This is a genomic window from Kineococcus deserti (assembly GCF_050871945.1).
Lineage (GTDB): Bacteria > Actinomycetota > Actinomycetes > Actinomycetales > Kineococcaceae > Kineococcus.
In genome coordinates this window covers 72,675-87,617 of record NZ_JBJLSI010000005.1, presented here as the reverse complement: position 1 = coordinate 87,617, position 14,943 = coordinate 72,675, and the positions used below count along the sequence as shown (strand labels likewise).

Annotated in this window: 14 protein-coding genes; 9 read left to right on the top strand and 5 right to left on the bottom strand. The window is 72.6% G+C overall.

Going from position 1 to position 14,943, the window contains the following annotated elements; all coding sequences use genetic code 11:
- Positions 1 to 95: 95 nt before the first annotated feature.
- The 4 genes from galK to ACRYR2_RS05880 are packed head-to-tail and all read right to left on the bottom strand — an operon-like array spanning position 96 to position 5,268.
- Positions 96 to 1,319, bottom strand: a complete 1,224-nt coding sequence (galK, locus tag ACRYR2_RS05895) for a galactokinase (RefSeq protein ID WP_432561903.1) — start codon at positions 1,317 to 1,319, stop codon at positions 96 to 98.
- Positions 1,316 to 2,416: a galactose-1-phosphate uridylyltransferase gene (gene galT / locus ACRYR2_RS05890; RefSeq protein ID WP_432562009.1), complete on the bottom strand. Its 1,101-nt coding sequence runs from the start codon at positions 2,414 to 2,416 to the stop codon at positions 1,316 to 1,318. The genes galK and galT overlap by 4 nt, the downstream gene beginning before the upstream one ends.
- A 29-nt stretch (positions 2,417 to 2,445) precedes the next feature.
- Positions 2,446 to 3,231 carry a DeoR/GlpR family DNA-binding transcription regulator gene (locus ACRYR2_RS05885; RefSeq protein WP_432561902.1) on the bottom strand — a complete coding sequence of 262 codons (786 nt, stop codon included), beginning with the start codon at positions 3,229 to 3,231 and terminating at the stop codon, positions 2,446 to 2,448.
- On the bottom strand, positions 3,232 to 5,268 hold the full coding sequence (locus ACRYR2_RS05880; protein ID WP_432561901.1) for a beta-galactosidase: 2,037 nt from the start codon (positions 5,266 to 5,268) through the stop codon (positions 3,232 to 3,234). It abuts the gene before it with no gap.
- Between the two features lie 115 nt (positions 5,269 to 5,383).
- On the opposite strand from ACRYR2_RS05880, the gene trpS reads away from it, so the two are divergent.
- From trpS to ACRYR2_RS05835, 9 genes are all read left to right on the top strand, one after another.
- Complete coding sequence (gene trpS, locus ACRYR2_RS05875; RefSeq protein ID WP_432561900.1) at positions 5,384 to 6,424, top strand: tryptophan--tRNA ligase; 1,041 nt, start codon at positions 5,384 to 5,386, stop codon at positions 6,422 to 6,424.
- Positions 6,421 to 6,957 carry a 2'-5' RNA ligase family protein gene (locus ACRYR2_RS05870; RefSeq protein WP_432561899.1) on the top strand — a complete coding sequence of 179 codons (537 nt, stop codon included), beginning with the start codon at positions 6,421 to 6,423 and terminating at the stop codon, positions 6,955 to 6,957. The genes trpS and ACRYR2_RS05870 overlap by 4 nt, the downstream gene beginning before the upstream one ends.
- 16 nt (positions 6,958 to 6,973) lie before the next feature.
- Positions 6,974 to 8,065 (top strand): YihY/virulence factor BrkB family protein, encoded by a 1,092-nt coding sequence (locus ACRYR2_RS05865; protein ID WP_432561898.1) that lies wholly within the window; start codon positions 6,974 to 6,976, stop codon positions 8,063 to 8,065.
- 21 nt (positions 8,066 to 8,086) lie between these two features.
- Positions 8,087 to 8,320: an SCO4848 family membrane protein gene (locus ACRYR2_RS05860; RefSeq protein ID WP_432561897.1), complete on the top strand. Its 234-nt coding sequence runs from the start codon at positions 8,087 to 8,089 to the stop codon at positions 8,318 to 8,320.
- A gap of 27 nt (positions 8,321 to 8,347) precedes the next feature.
- A complete protein-coding gene (locus ACRYR2_RS05855) occupies positions 8,348 to 9,364 on the top strand; it encodes a LacI family DNA-binding transcriptional regulator (RefSeq protein WP_432561896.1) in 1,017 nt (338 codons plus the stop codon).
- Between the two features lie 146 nt (positions 9,365 to 9,510).
- Entirely contained in the window at positions 9,511 to 10,818 is a 1,308-nt protein-coding gene (locus ACRYR2_RS05850; protein ID WP_432561895.1) for an ABC transporter substrate-binding protein, read from the top strand.
- A gap of 85 nt (positions 10,819 to 10,903) precedes the next feature.
- A complete protein-coding gene (locus ACRYR2_RS05845) occupies positions 10,904 to 11,884 on the top strand; it encodes a carbohydrate ABC transporter permease (protein WP_432561894.1) in 981 nt (326 codons plus the stop codon).
- A complete protein-coding gene (locus ACRYR2_RS05840) occupies positions 11,881 to 12,774 on the top strand; it encodes a carbohydrate ABC transporter permease (protein WP_432561893.1) in 894 nt (297 codons plus the stop codon). The genes ACRYR2_RS05845 and ACRYR2_RS05840 overlap by 4 nt, the downstream gene beginning before the upstream one ends.
- A 71-nt stretch (positions 12,775 to 12,845) precedes the next feature.
- Positions 12,846 to 14,315: a GH1 family beta-glucosidase gene (locus tag ACRYR2_RS05835; protein ID WP_432561892.1), complete on the top strand. Its 1,470-nt coding sequence runs from the start codon at positions 12,846 to 12,848 to the stop codon at positions 14,313 to 14,315.
- On the opposite strand, the gene ACRYR2_RS05830 is transcribed toward ACRYR2_RS05835, so the two are convergent.
- Positions 14,305 to 14,934, bottom strand: coding sequence for an MBL fold metallo-hydrolase (locus ACRYR2_RS05830; protein WP_432561891.1), 630 nt, complete (start codon positions 14,932 to 14,934; stop codon positions 14,305 to 14,307). The two genes, ACRYR2_RS05835 and ACRYR2_RS05830, sit on opposite strands and share 11 nt — an antisense overlap.
- Between the last annotated feature and the right edge of the window lie 9 nt (positions 14,935 to 14,943).

Sequence of the window (14,943 nt, the reverse complement as noted above, 5' to 3'; positions counted from 1 at the left end):
GTGCTTGATCACCGCTGTGCTTGATCACCGCGATCGAGCACAGCGGTGATCGAGCACTTTCGTGATCAAGCACAGCGGGAGGCGCCGGGGGTGGGTCAGAGGTCGCGGCCGGCGCCCTCGGCGGGCAGGGCGGTGAGGAACCGCGGCGCGGCCAGGGCCTGGGCGGCGAACGCCGCGGCGACGGCGTCGGCCACGGCCCCGACGCGGTCGGCGGGCACGAGCGCGATCGCCGAACCGCCGAAACCCCCGCCGGTCATCCGGGCTCCCAGCGCACCTTCGGCGCGGGCGACGTCGACGGTCAGGTCGAGTTCGCGGCAGGACACCTCGTAGTCGTCGCGCAGCGAGTCGTGGGAGGCGTCGAGCAGGTCGCCGATCCGCGACGCCTTCCCGGCCTGCAGCAGCTGCGCCGTGCGGCGCACCCGGTCGATCTCGGTGACGGCGTGCCGCACCCGCCGGCGCAGCACCTCCCCGTCGGGTTCGGCGCCGACCCGGTCCAGCGCCTCGTCCAGCCCCGCCGGGTCCACCCCGCGCAGGTTCGGTACGCCCAGCAGCTGCGCGGCGCGTTCGACGTCGGCGCGGCGCTTGCCGTACTCGCCGCCGGCGTGGGAGTGCTCGGCGCGGGTGTCGACGACGAGCAGCGCCAGCCCGGCGCCGGCCAGGTCGAGGGCCACCTGGGTGACGGAGTCGTCGTCGGTGTCGAGCAGGATCGCGCCGCCCTCGTGGCAGCGCAGCGACGCGGCCTGGTCCATGCCGCCCGTCGCCGCGCCCGCGACGACGTTCTCGGCGAGCTGGCAGGCCCCGGCCAGCGCGGCCCGGCCGGCGTCGTCCAGCGGCGCACCGGCCAGTTCCCCCAGCGCGATCGCCACGGCGCACTCCAGCGCCGCCGAGGAGGACAACCCCGAGCCGTACGGCACGTGGCCGTCGACGACGGCGTCGAAACCGCCGCTGAGCACCTCGCCGGCCAGGCCCCGCTGCTGCAGCGCCCACGGAACTCCGGCCACGTACGCGGCCCAGCCGGTGGGTGAGCCCGCGCCGACCGAGGACAGGTCCACGTCGACCTGGCCGCCGGCCTCCTGCAGCGACCGGACGTGCACCACGCCGTCGGTGCGCGGGCGCAACGCGACGAACGTGCGGTGCGGCAGCGCCAGCGGCAGGCACAGGCCGCCGGTGTAGTCGACGTGCTCGCCGATGAGGTTCACCCGGCCCGGCGCCGACCACACGCCCGCGGGCCCGACGCCGAAGACGTCGCGGAACTCCTTCGCGAGGGCTTCGGCGGTCGTCGAACGGTCGGGTGCGTCGAAGAACTCAGGTGCATTCACTGCGAGACCTCACGGAGTCGGGCCGCCACCTTCTCGGGCGTCGTGTCGTTGATCCAGGCCGCCGCGGCCGATTCGGACCCGGCGAGGAACTTCACCTTGCCCGGACCGCGCTGCACGCTGAACACCTGCAGGTGCAGGCGGAACTCCTCGCGCCCCTCGCGGGCGGGGGCCTGGAACCAGGCGGCGATGTAGGGCAGCGGGTGGTCGTCGGGGTAGTAGCGGTCCAGGCGGCCGAGCAGGTCCAGGTAGGCCGGGACCAGGTCGGCGCGCTCGGCCTCCGTCAGCGACGGCAGGTCCGGGACGTCGCGGTGCGGGGCCAGGTGCACCTCCACGGGCCAGCGCGCGGCCGCCGGGACGTAGGCCGTGAAGTGCTCGGTCTCGAACAGGACCCGCGCGCCGGAACGTCGTTCGGCGTCCAGGACGTCGCGGAACAGGTTGCGGCCCGTGGCCTGGCGGTGCTCGCGGGCCCGGCGCAGCATGGTGGCCGTCTTGGGCGTGACGAACGGGTAGCCGTAGATCTGCCCGTGCGGGTGGGGCAGCGTGACGCCGATCTCCTCGCCGCGGTTCTCGAACACGAACACCTGCTCGACGCCCTCGGTCGCGTTCAGCGCCTGCGTGCGGTCGATCCACGCCTCGAGCACGGTGCGGGCCCGGTGCGGGTCCAGCGTCGCGAACGAGCCGCTGGTGTCGGAGGTGAAGCAGACGACCTCGCAGCGACCGGCCGCCGGGCGCGTCGGCCACAGCTCCTCACCGTCGACGAGCCCCGCCGAACCCCCGATGCGGTTGGAGAACGACGGGAACCGGTTCTCGAACGCGACGACGTCGTAGCTGGAGTCGGCGATCTCGGTGGGGAACCCCCCGGGCACCGTGGGGGCCAGCGGGTCCTGGTCCGGCGGGGGCATGAGGGTGCGGTCGTTGCGGTGCGAGGCCATCGCGATCCAGTCGCCCGTCAGCGGGTCGAACCGGACCTGGGCACCGCCGCGCAACGTCTCGTCCGCGGGTTTCAGCGGCCGGTGGTCGACGGCGTCGCGGACGCGGTCGCCGGACAGCCACGGTTCGGTGTCGTCGAAGTAGACGAGTTCGCGCCCGTCGGCCATCCGGGTCGACGTCTTCCGGAACGGATGGGTCACTGTTCTTCCTCCTGCGGTCCTTCGGGGCTGGCGACGACGAGTTCGCCGACGTGGTGTTCGAGTTCGGCGCGGGCCGCTCCGGTGAGGGAGTCGTCGGTGACCAGGACGTCGACGGCGTCCAGCGGCGCGAACGAGGACAACCCCACGACGCCCCGCTTGGAGGCGTCGGCGACGACGACGACCCGCGCGGCGCAGTCCATGAGGGCCCGGTCGGTGTCGGCCTCCAGCAGGTTCGGCGTGCTCAGGCCCGCGGCGACGTCGAAGCCGTGGACGCCCAGGAACAGCACGTCGACGTGCAACCCGCGCAGCCCGGCCAGGGCGACGGGGCCCACGAGGGCGTCCGAGGGCGTGCGGATCCCGCCGGACAGGACCACCGTCCGGTCCGGTTCGTGCAGGACGTCGGCCACCCGCGGGGAGTTCGTCACGACCGTCAGGTCGGCGACGGTGCGCAGTTCCCGGGCGACGGCGACGGTCGTCGTCCCCGCCGACAGCGCCACGGAGGAACCCTGTTCGACGAACCGCGCGGCTTCCCGCGCGATCGCCTGCTTGGCCTCGGTCCGCAGCGTGGACTTGGCCGCGAAACCCGGTTCCTCGCTGGAGCGGCCGAGCGCGGCCGCGCCCCCGTGCACCCGCGCGACCAGCCCCTGCCGGGACAGTTCCCCGATGTCGCGCCGCACCGTCATCTCCGAGACGCCGAGCTGCTCGACGAGCTCGGCGACCCGGACCCCGCCCTGGGTGCGGACGGCCTCGAGGATGACCTCCTGCCGCTGGTGGGCGAGCACTCAGCCCTCCCGCACCACGGCGCTGGCCCCCGGCTCCAGGTCCAGGCCGTCGACGTCCTGCCCGGAGACGAGGTCGACACCGCGGGTCTGGACCGTCGCGGGTTCCTCGCCGTGGTTCAGCGCGAACAGCCAGCTGCGGCCGTCGGCGGCACGCCGGCGCACCAGGTCGACCGGGCCCTGCGCGGCGGCCACCGGCCTCGCACCCGCTGCGGCGCAGACCTCCCGCAGGACGCGTTCCAGCGCCTCGTCGTCGACGGAGGTGCCCAGGTACCAGGCCGAGGCGCCCGAGGGCAGGTCCCGGCGGGTCAGCGCGGGGCAGCCGGCCGTGGCGCCCTCGGCGTAGGAGGCCAGGACCTCGACGTCGTCGGCGGCCGTGGCGATCTCGGTCCAGAGGTCGCCGACGGTGCCGTCGTCGAGTTCGCAGGCGACGCCGTCGGCCAGCGGGTGGAACTCCTCCACCCGCACGCCGAGCAGGTCGCGGAACGCGCCGGGGTACCCGCCGAGGCGGACGCGCAGGTTCCCGTCGACGATCCCGGACAGGTAGGTGACCAGGACGTGGGTGCCGGCCTCGGCGGCCGCGCGCACCGCCGCGGCGGTGGCGTCGTCGCACAGGTACAGCGTGGGCACCACGAGCACCCGGTACCGCGACAGCACGGTGGCCAGGTCCCCGGGGTGCGCCCCGACGGGCACGACGTCGGCGCCGAGGTGCGCGGCCCGCAGCACCCCGTGGATCCGCAGGGCCAGGTCGGCGTGGCGGACCCGGTCCGAGGGGAGGGTTTCCCCACCCATCGCCCAGGCGTTCTGCCAGTCCACGAGGATCGCGACGTCGTGGGTCACGGTGGACCCGCGCAGTTCGCCGAGCCGGTCCAGCAGCGCGCCCAGTTCCACGACCTCGCGGAACCGCTCGGAGTCCTCGCCGGCGTGCGGAACCATGGCGGAGTGCCACTGCTCGGCGCCACCGGCGGACTGGCGCCACTGGAAGAAGCAGACCCCGTCGGCGCCGCGGGCGACGTGGGACAGGCTGTCCTGCAGCATCTGCCCGGCGGGTTTGGCGATGTTCACCGGCTGCCAGTTCACCGCCGACGTCGAGTGCTCCATCAGCAGCCAGGGCTGCCCGTCCGCGACCCCGCGGGTCAGGTCGGCGGAGTAGGCGAGTTCCCCGCGCGGGTCGTCGTAGGCGCCGTGGATCAGGTAGTGGTCGTTCGAGACCACGTCCTGCTCCAGCGCCCAGCGACCGTAGTCCAGCGGGTTCAGCTGCGACCCGATCATGAAGTTCGTGGTGACCGGCACGTCGGGGGTGATCCGGCGCAGGACCTCCTTCTCGGCCAGGTGCTGGCCCAGGAGCTCGTCGGAGGAGAAGCGTGCGAAGTCCAGCACCTGCGTGGGGTTCTTGAACGTCGACGTGGACCCGGGCGCCTGCACCTGCTCGAAGGAGGTGTAGTGCTGGCTCCAGAACGCCGTCGCCCACGCGGCGTTCAGCGCCTCCACGTCGCCGTACCTCCCGCTCAGCCAGCGGCGGAACGACTCCGCGCTGACGTCGCAGTAGCAGTGCGGGTTGTGGCAGCCGAGTTCGTTGCTGACGTGCCACAACCGCAGCGCGGGGTGCTCGGCGTAGCGGGTGGCCAGGGCCTCGACGAGCTTCAGCGAGCGCTCCCGGTAGACCGGGGAGCTGGGGCACCAGCTCTGCCGGCTGCCGAACACGACGCGGCGGCCGGCGGCGTCCACCCGCAGCGCCTCGGGCCAGCGCTGGGCCAGCCACGCCGGTTCGGAGGCCGTCGCGGTCGCCAGGCTGACGTCGACCCCGGCCGCGTGCAGGTCGTCCAGGACGTCGTCGAGCCAGCCGAAGTCGAAGCGGTCCGGCTCCGGTTCCAGCAGGCTCCAGGAGAAGATCCCGACCGAGACGAGGTTCACCCCGGCCTGCGCCATCAGCCGCACGTCCTCGCGGCGGACCTCGACGGGCCACTGCTCGGGGTTGTAGTCCGCCCCGAACGCCAGACCCTGTCGTCCCGCGTGCTGTCCCTCGCTCCATCGCCGCACCCGCCGAGCATGCCGGTCACGACCCGGCGCGTCAACCGGGATCAACCAGAACCGAACACAACCGCACACGCGGCCTGGGCTCGGAGCGCTCTGCCGCGGCTGGCAGGATGGAGACATGTCGGGACAGGCAGGACTCTCCACCACTGCGACGGGTCGCCCGCGGCTCCTGTCGGGGATGCAGCCGACCTCGGGGTCGTTGCACCTCGGCAACTACCTCGGCGCACTGAAGCAGTGGGTGGCGCTGCAGGAGACCCACGAGGCGCTCTACTGCGTCGTCGACCTGCACGCCCTGACCGTGGCCCCGGACCCGGCCGAGCTGCGCGAGCGCACCCGCCGCACGGCCGCGCAGTACATCGCCGCGGGCATCGACCCCGAACGCTCGGCGCTGTTCGTGCAGAGCCACGTCCCCGCGCACGCGCAGCTGGCGTGGGTGCTGTCCTGCATCACCGGCTTCGGCGAGGCCAGCCGGATGACGCAGTTCAAGGACAAGTCGGCCAAGCAGGGCGCGGACTCCACCACCGTCGGGCTGTTCACCTACCCCGTCCTCATGGCCGCCGACATCCTGCTCTACCAGGCCGCCGAGGTGCCCGTCGGTGAGGACCAGCGTCAGCACCTGGAGCTGACCCGCAACCTCGCCCAGCGCTTCAACTCCCGCTTCGGCGACACCTTCGTCGTGCCCGAGCCGTTCATCCCCAAGGAGACGGCCAAGATCTTCGACCTGCAGGAACCGACGGCGAAGATGAGCAAGTCGTCCTCCTCGCCGAACGGGATCGTCGACGTCATGGACGACCCGAAGGTCACCGCGAAGAAGATCCGCTCGGCCGTCACCGACACCGGCCGCGAGGTCTCCTTCGACCCCGTCGAGAAGGCCGGCGTGTCCAACCTGCTCTCGATCCACTCCGCGCTGTCCGGGCGCTCGATCGCCCAGCTCGAGCAGGACTTCGCCGGTCGCGGCTACGGGGACCTGAAGAAGGAGCTCGCCGAGGTCGTCACCGACGCCCTGAGCCCGGTGCGGGCCCGCACCACCGAGCTGATGGCCGACCCGGGAGCCCTCGACGAGCTCCTGGCCCGCGGCGCCGACCGCGCCAACGAGATCGCCGAGCGGACGCTCGCGACGGTGTACGACCGCGTGGGCCTGGTGGGACGTCCCCGGTGAGCTCAGAACACGTCGCGCAGGTCCGGACGATCGGGGTCTCCATCCCGGTGCCGGCCCCGCACGCCGCCGAGCTGACGGCCTGGCGCGAGGCGTTCGGCGACCCGCGGGCCCGGGCGATCCCGCCGCACATCACGCTGCTGCCGCCGTACGAGCTGGCCTGGGCCGACATCGACGCCGTCCGCGACCACCTCGAGGCCACCGCCGCGACCGCGGCGCCGTTCGACGTCCACCTGCGCGGGACGGCGACCTTCCGGCCGGTCTCGCCCGTCGTCTTCATCCAGCTCGCCCGCGGCATCTCCGAGTGCGAGCTGCTGCAGGCCGCCATCCGCACCGGCCCGCTCACCGCGGACATCGCCTTCCCCTTCCACCCGCACGTCACCGTCGCCCACGACGTCGACGAGCCCTCGCTGGACCGCGCCGAGCTCGTGTTGCGCGACTGGGAGGCGACCTTCACCGTGAAGGGGTTCAGCCTCTACGAGCACGGCGCCGACGGCGTCTGGCGGCCACGGGAGGACTTCACCTTCCAGCAGTGAGGGGGCGTGGCCCGGCGTGAGCGCGGTCGAGCAGGCCAAGAGCGCGGTGAGCACCGTGCAGCGGACGGTGCCGGCCCGGGCCTACAAGAAGTACGGCGACGCCCGCGGCAACGTGCTCGCCGGCGGCATCGCCTACTTCGCCTTCTTCTCCATCTTCCCGGCGCTCGCCGTCACGCTGACGCTGGTCGGCTTCGTCATGCAGAACACCCCCGAGCTGCGGGACTGGGTGGTGCGCAACCTCGTGGCCGGGGTCGACGTCTACGCCCCGGGCCTGGTCCACGAGGGAGCCACCCCGGCCGGCGGCGAGGACCGGGCCAGCGGCATCTACATCGACGACTACCTGAACAACACCACGCTCACCTGGGCGCTGCTGGTGTCCATCGGCACCGGCCTGTTCACCGGCATCGGCTGGATCGACGGCATGCGCCAGGGGGTGCGCGCCGTCTTCGGCGAGGACTCCGGCGGCGGGAACTTCGCCCTCGTCAAGCTGCGCGACGTCGGCGGCCTGGTCATCATCGGCTTCGGGGTCCTGCTGTCGGTGGCCTCGGTCGTGGCCACCAACGCAGCGGGGGAGTTCCTGCTCGACGTCATGGGCTTCGAGCCGTCGACGTGGTCGCGGTGGCTGCTCGCGATCCTCGGCTTCGCCGTGGCGTTCGTCTTCGACACCCTCACCTTCCTCGCGGTGTTCCGGTTCCTGCCCGGTGCGGACGTCCCGGTGCGCGACCTGCTGCAGGGCGCGGTCCTGGGTGGGGTCGGCATCGGGATCCTCAAGCAGTTCGGCACGACCATCGCCAGCCGCAGCGCCGACGGGGGCGGGGCGTTCGTCGGCTCGGCCGTCACCCTCATCGTCCTGCTGGTGCTCATGAACCTCATCGGCCGGCTGATCCTGCTCGCCGCGTCCCTGGCGGCCGTGCGCGCCGAGGACAGCGGCTCGCTGAACCCCGACCTCATGGCCGCCGCCCGCCTCGTCGTCCCGCTCGGCCCGGAGGTGCCCGAGGAGCTCAAGGCCCCGGCGCGCCGGCGCCGGGGGCCCTTCGTGTCCGGTGTCCTGCTCGGCCTCGTGGGAGCGGGTGCGGCCCTGGGGCTGGTGCGACGCCGCGACCACTGACGCGGGTGGCAGGATCGGACCGTGGTCCTGTCCAAACCCGCCAGCTGGTTCCTCGTCCTGTTCGGTGTCTGGAGCTGGTTCATCTGGCCCAACTTCCTGCGCAACATCTGGGGTGACGAACGCTCCTGGCAGGACGGGCCGCAGCCGTTCTTCCTCGTGCACCTGGTGCTGGTGGTCGTGAGCCTGGTGCTGGGGACGGCGATCGCCGTCCTGGGGATCCGCGGCCTGCGAGGATGGGCCCGCTCGAACCGCTGACCCTCCACCACTGACCCGGGAGCCGCCGTGCCCAGCCCCAGCGCGCCGACCCTGGAGTCCGTCGCGGCCCGCGCCGGCGTCTCCCGGGCGACCGCGGGACGGGTGCTCGCCGGGTACGCCCGGGTCAGCGAGGCGGCGCGCGAGGCCGTCCTGCGAGCCGCCTCGGAACTGTCCTACGTGCCCAACCAGGCGGCCCGCACGCTGGTGACCCGCCGCAGCGGCTCGGTGGCGCTGGTCGTCGTCGAGCCGGTGGAGCGGTTCTTCGCCGACTCCTACTTCCCGCTGGTGCTCAGCGGGGCCCAGTCCCAGCTCGCCGAGCGGGAGGTGCAGCTGGTCCTGGTGGTGCTCTCGACCGAACGCGAGCGCGAGCGCTTCGAGCGCTACGCCCGCGGAGGGCACGTGGACGGGGCGATCCTGGTCTCGGTGCACGGGCCGGACCCGCTGCCGCAGCACCTGCGCGGTGCGGGGATCCCGGTGGTGATGTCCGGGCGCCCGTACGAGGAGTCCTCCCCGGTCCCGTTCGTCTCGGCCGACAACGTCGGGGGTGCGCGCACGGCCACCCGGCACCTGGTGGAGCGCGGCTGCCGGCGTCTGGTCACCGTCACCGGGCCGATGGACATGCGGGTCGGGCAGGAGCGGCTGGAGGGTTTCCGCGCCGAGCTGCGCGCACAGCGTCGCCGCTTCGCCGCGGGCCTGGCCGAGTGCGGCGACTTCAGCGTCGACGGCGGTCGCGCGGCGACGGAGACGCTGCTGTCGCGCTGGCCCGACCTCGACGGGGTGTTCGCGGCCAACGACCTCATGGCCGCGGGTGCCCTGCAGGCGCTGGCGGCGGCGGGCCGGTCCGTGCCCGGGCAGGTGCGCGTGGTCGGTTTCGACGACGCGCCCCTCGCGGCGGCCGCGACGCCGCCGCTGACGACGGTGCGCCAGCCGGTCGTCGAGATGGGCCGCGAGCTGGCCCGCATGCTGCTGGCGCTGGTCGACGGCGCGGACGAGGTCGGCAACGTGACGGCTCCGACGGAACTGGTCGAACGCGCCACGTCCTGAGCCGTTGACAGCGGCCGGGTCCTGGGTTCAGGCTGTACCCACCCCTTGAGAGCGCTCTCACGGTATCTCGGCTCTTTCTTGAGAGCGCTCTCACGGACCCACGATCACTGACGATCCGCCGACCCGGCGGGGCCCGAGGAGTTCCCATGACCACCATCCGCAAGACCACCCTGGCCGCCGCGGCGGCTGCGGTCAGCGGCGCCCTGCTGCTGTCCTCCTGCAGCACCACCGACGCGGGTTCCTCCGACGCGACGGCCGCCGACGGCGGGACCCAGCTCAGCGTCAGCCTCTTCGGCACGTTCGGCCTCGACGAGGCCGGCCTGTTCGACGAGTACGAGAAGCTCAACCCGGACGTCACCATCCAGTACGAGTCCACCCAGGGCGAGAACAACTACTGGCCCGCGCTGCAGACCAAGCTGGCCTCCGGCAACGGCGCGGCCGACATCCAGGGCATCGAGGTCGGGCGCATCGCCGACGTCGTGGCCAACCAGGACGACAAGTGGGTCGACCTGTCCACCACCGTGGCGGGGGAGCAGACCGCCAACTACCCCGAGTGGAAGTCGGCCGCCGCCACCACCGAGGACGGCAAGGTCCTCGGCATGGGCACCGACATCGGCCCCATGGGCCTGTGCTACCGCAGCGACCTGCTCCAGCAGGCCGGGCTGCCCACCGACCCCGCGCAGCTGTCCGCCCGGATGACCTCCTGGGACGACTACGTGGCGCTGGGCCGGGAGTTCAAGGCCAAGGCGCCCGCGGGCACCGCCTGGATGGACTCCGCCGGCGGCTTCTACAACGCGATCGTCTCCACCGAGGAGGAGATCTACTACGACCAGGCCGGCGAGCTGGTCTGGGACAGCAACCCCGCCGTGAAGAGCGCCTTCGACACCGCGGCCGCCGCCGCGCAGGAGGGACTGACCGCCAAGCTGGAGCAGTTCGAGGACCCGGCCTGGGACAGCGGTTTCGGCAGCGGTTCCTTCGCGACCATCGCCTGCCCCGCCTGGATGGTCGGCTACATCAAGGGCAAGGCCGGCGACGCCGGCAGCGGCAAGTGGAACGTCACGTCCCTGCCCGGCGGCGCCGGGGGCAACTGGGGTGGCGCCTACCTGGGGATCCCCGCCTCCAGCAAGAACCAGGAGGAGGCCGCCAAGCTCGTCAAGTGGCTGACCGACCCCGAGCAGCAGGCCAAGGTCTTCGAGGTCGGCGGGAACTTCCCGTCCAACACGAAGGCGTTCCCGCTGGTCGCCGACGCCACCGACGAGTACTTCCAGGGCGCCCCGATCGGGCAGATCTTCTCGCAGGCGGCCGAGGCCGCCCCCACCCAGGTCCTGGGTGAGGAGGACGCGGTCGTGAAGTCCTCGCTGGTGCAGGCGCTGCTGTCCGTCGAGGTCAACGGGGTCGCTCCCGCCGCCGCCTGGGACAGCGCCGCCAGCGACCTCGCCAACCAGATCGGCTGATCCCCGCCGGACCGGGGGTGGCCGCCGCACCCGGCGGCCACCCCGTTCCCGCCGCCGCCCCGAACCCGACCCGCGAGGAGACGCCGTGAGCGCTCAGAGCACCACCGCACCACCGGTTCCGCCCGGTTCCGGCGCGAAGGCCACCGCTCCGGAACCGACGCTGCGCTCGCGGCTGTTCCGGTTCGAGGGACTGGCCGCGCCCTACGCCTACATCGCCCCGTTCTTCCTGCTGTTCTTCGCCTTCGGGCTCTTCCCGCTGGTCTACACGATGTGGATCAGCTTCCACTCCTACGAACTGGGCGCCGATCCGGAGTTCAACGGCTGGGACAACTACGTCTGGCTGTTCACCAACGGCAAGTTCTACAACGCGTTGTGGAACACGTTCTCCCTCGGCGTGCTGTCCACCGTTCCGCAGCTGCTGCTGGCCCTGGGGCTGGCGCACCTGCTGAACTACCGGATGCGGGCCCGGAACTTCTTCCGCGTGTCGATGATGATGCCGTACGCCACCTCGGTGGCCGCCTCGACGCTCGTGTTCGCGCAGATCTTCGGCCGCGACGCCGGCCTGGCGAACTGGCTGCTGTCGCTGGTGGGCCTGGACGCCCTGGACTGGCGCAACGGCGACCTCAGCGCGCAGATCGCCATCTCGGTCATCGTCATCTGGCGCTGGACCGGGTACAACGCCCTGATCTACCTCGCCGGCATGCAGTCCATCCCGCACGACCTGTACGAGGCCGCGGCCCTGGACGGCGCGAACCGCTGGCAGCAGTTCCTGCACGTCACCCTGCCGGGGCTGCGCCCGACGATCCTGTTCACCGTCGTGGTCTCCACGATCGGCGCCACCCAGCTGTTCGGTGAGCCGCTGCTGTTCGGCGGGGTCGACGGCGGGGCGCTGAACCAGTACCAGACGCTGGGCCTGTTCATGTACCAGCAGGGCTGGGCCTTCGGCGCCCTGGGCCGGGCCGCCACGATCGCCTGGGTGACGTTCCTGCTCATCATCGTCCTCGTCCTGCTCAACACCGCGCTGGCCCGGTGGCGGGACCGCGACACCGAAGGAGCCCGCCGATGAGCGCCACGACCGTCCGCGAGGCCGCGCTCGCGGCCCCCGTCCCGGCGCCCGGGGCGCGCAGGCGCTACCGCGCTCCCGACGCCGCCGGCTGGCTGACCTACGTGCTGCTCGGCATCACGGCGTTCGTCTTCCTCGTGCCCTTCTACTACATGGTCGTCGCGGCGAGCCGGCCGATGTCCGAGATGACGCAGTCCCCGCCGCCGTTCCTGCCCGGCCCGTACCTGTGGCAGAACATCGCCACGGCGCTGGAGCAGCAGGCCATCGGCCTGGCCATCGTGAACTCCCTCGTGGTCGCCGGCGCCACGACCCTCGGCACGCTGCTGTTCTGCACCCTGGCCGGGTTCGCGTTCGCCAAGCTGCGGTTCCGCGGCAAGGACGCCCTGTTCGCCGTGACCATCGGCACGCTGATGATCCCGCCGACCCTCGGCGTGGTGCCGCTGTACAAGATCATGTCCGACTGGAACCTGGCGGGCCGGCTGGAGTCGGTGATCCTGCCCTCGCTCGTCACGGCGTTCGGCGTGTTCTTCATGCGTCAGTACCTCGTGCAGACGCTGCCGGACGAACTGCTCGAGGCCGCCAAGGTCGACGGCGCCTCCTCGACCCGCACCGTGGTCAGCATCGTGCTGCCCATCGCCCGCCCGGGGATGGCCGTGCTGGGGATGCTCACCTTCATGACGGCCTGGAACGACTTCTTCTGGCCCGTCATCGCACTGAACTCCTCGATGCCGACCGTCCAGGTCGCGCTGAACAACCTCGGCAGCGGGTACGTGCCCGACACCTCGATCATCATGGCGGGCACCCTCGTCGGCACCCTGCCGGTCATCGTCGTCTTCGCCCTGCTGGGCAAGCAGATCGTCAGCGGCATCATGGCCGGCGCCGTCAAGGGCTGAGCCGCCCCGCGCCCACCGCACTCCGAACCCCGAACCCCGAACCCACCGTCCCGTCGCCAGGAAGGGTCCCCGTGACCACCACCGAGGAACGCCCCACCGCCCCCAGCGCCACCGCGCGCGCCTTCCCGCCCGGTTTCGTCTGGGGCACCGCCACGGCCGCCTACCAGGTCGAGGGGGCGGCCGCCGAGGGCGGGCGCACACCCTCGATCTGGGACACCTACAGCCACACCCCCGGCCGGGTCGTCGGCGGGGACACCGGTGACGTCGCCGACGACCACTACCACCGCTTCCGCGAGGACGTCGCGCTCATGCAGCGGCTGGGGATGGCCTCGTACCGGTTCTCCGTCGCCTGGCCGCGCATCACCCCGCAGGTCAGCGCCGACGCCCTCGGTCCCGTCAACGCCGAAGGCCTGGCGTTCTACTCGGCGCTGGTCGACGAACTGCTCGCCGCGGGCATCGAACCCGCGGTCACCCTGTACCACTGGGACCTGCCGCAGGCCCTGGAGGACGCCGGCGGCTGGACGTCGCGGCGCACCGCCGAGCGCTTCGCCGAGTACGCCGAGGTCGTCGCGGCCGCCCTGGGGGACCGGGTGCGCACCTTCATCACCCTCAACGAGCCGTGGTGCTCGGCCTACCTCGGCTACGCCTCCGGCGTGCACGCCCCCGGGCGCACCGAACCCGCCGCGGCCCTGGCCGCGGTCCACCACCTCAACCTCGCCCACGGCCTCGGGGCCGCCGCCGTCCGCCGCGCCGCCCCCGGGGCGCGGGTGGCCCTGACGCTGAACCTGGCCTGGGTCCGCACCGAGGGGACCACCGCCGCCGACGCCGACGCCGTGCGCCGCGTCGACGGCCTGCAGAACCGGGTGTTCCTCGACCCGGTGCTGCGCGGGCGCTACCCCGACGACGTCCTGGCCGACACCGCCGGCGTCACCGACTGGTCCTTCGTGCGCGACGGCGACCTAGACCTGATCCACCAGCCGCTGGACGCGCTCGGCGTGAACTACTACAGCCCCACGGTCGTGCGGGCCTGGGACGGGACGACACCCCGCGCCGAGAACGACGGGCACGGCGCCAGCGCGCACAGCCCGTGGGTGGCCGCGCAGGACGTGGAGTTCCCCGAGCTGCCCGGGGACAAGACCGCCATGGGCTGGAGCGTCGACGCCCGCGGCATGACCGAGCTGCTGCTGCGGCTGCACCGCGAGCACCCCGGCCTGGAACTGATCGTCACCGAGAACGGCGCCGCCTACGACGACGTCGTCGTCGCCGGGCGGGTCCACGACGTCGAGCGCACCCGGTACCTGCGCGACCACCTCGCGGCGGTGCTCGACGCCGTGGAGGCCGGTGCCCCCGTCACCGGGTACTACCTGTGGTCCTTCCTGGACAACTTCGAGTGGAGCTACGGGTTCTCCAAGCGCTTCGGCGTCGTGCACGTCGACTACACGACCCAGCAGCGCACGATCAAGGACAGCGGCTACTGGTACGCCTCGGTCGTGCGCGCCCACGCCGTGCCGGCGACGGACGGAGCGCTCGTCACAGGGTGATGGTGGACCCGACGGGCACGACCTCCAGGGGCACCCCACCGAGCTCGCCGATGAAGCGGGCAGTGCTGCTCTGGCCCGCGTCGGACAGCATCAGGTCGTGGATCGCGACGGCGCGCCGCGGTCGCACCGCGCGCACGAAGTCCACCCCCTCGGCGACCTTCGTCCACGGGCCGCTGGTCGGCAGCAGCAGCACCTCCACCGGCACCCCCGGCACCTCGTAGGCGTCGCCGGGGTGGAACACCTCGTCGTCGACGAGGAAGGCGACGTTCTGCACCAGCGGCACGTCGGGGTGGATGACGGCGTGCCGGCCGCCGAACACCCGCACGGCGAAACCCGCCACCTCGAAGGTGTCACCGGCGCTCACCGTGCGCACCGCGTCCCCGCCCACGGCGTCCGCGACGCTGGCCGGCCCGAACACCGGCAGTCGCGGGCGCTGGGCGAGCGCGGCCTGCAGCGCCTCGACGTCGACGTGGTCGGGGTGGTCGTGCGTGTACAGCACGGCGTCGGCGCTCGCCAGCAGGTCGGGGGTGTTCGGCGTGTAGGCCCCCGGGTCGACCAGCAGGGACGCCCCGTCCTTGGCCAGGACGACGGTCGCGTGGGTGTGCTTGGTGAGTTCCATGCGGGGGAC

Excerpts from the sequence above, each read along its gene's own strand:
- galT (WP_432562009.1), bottom strand. The coding sequence starts at position 2,416 with ATGGCCGACGGGCGCGAACTCGTCTACTTCGACGACACCGAACCGTGG.
- trpS (WP_432561900.1), top strand. The coding sequence starts at position 5,384 with ATGTCGGGACAGGCAGGACTCTCCACCACTGCGACGGGTCGCCCGCGG.
- ACRYR2_RS05840 (WP_432561893.1), top strand. The coding sequence starts at position 11,881 with ATGAGCGCCACGACCGTCCGCGAGGCCGCGCTCGCGGCCCCCGTCCCG.
- ACRYR2_RS05850 (WP_432561895.1), top strand. The coding sequence starts at position 9,511 with ATGACCACCATCCGCAAGACCACCCTGGCCGCCGCGGCGGCTGCGGTC.
- ACRYR2_RS05830 (WP_432561891.1), bottom strand. The coding sequence starts at position 14,934 with ATGGAACTCACCAAGCACACCCACGCGACCGTCGTCCTGGCCAAGGAC.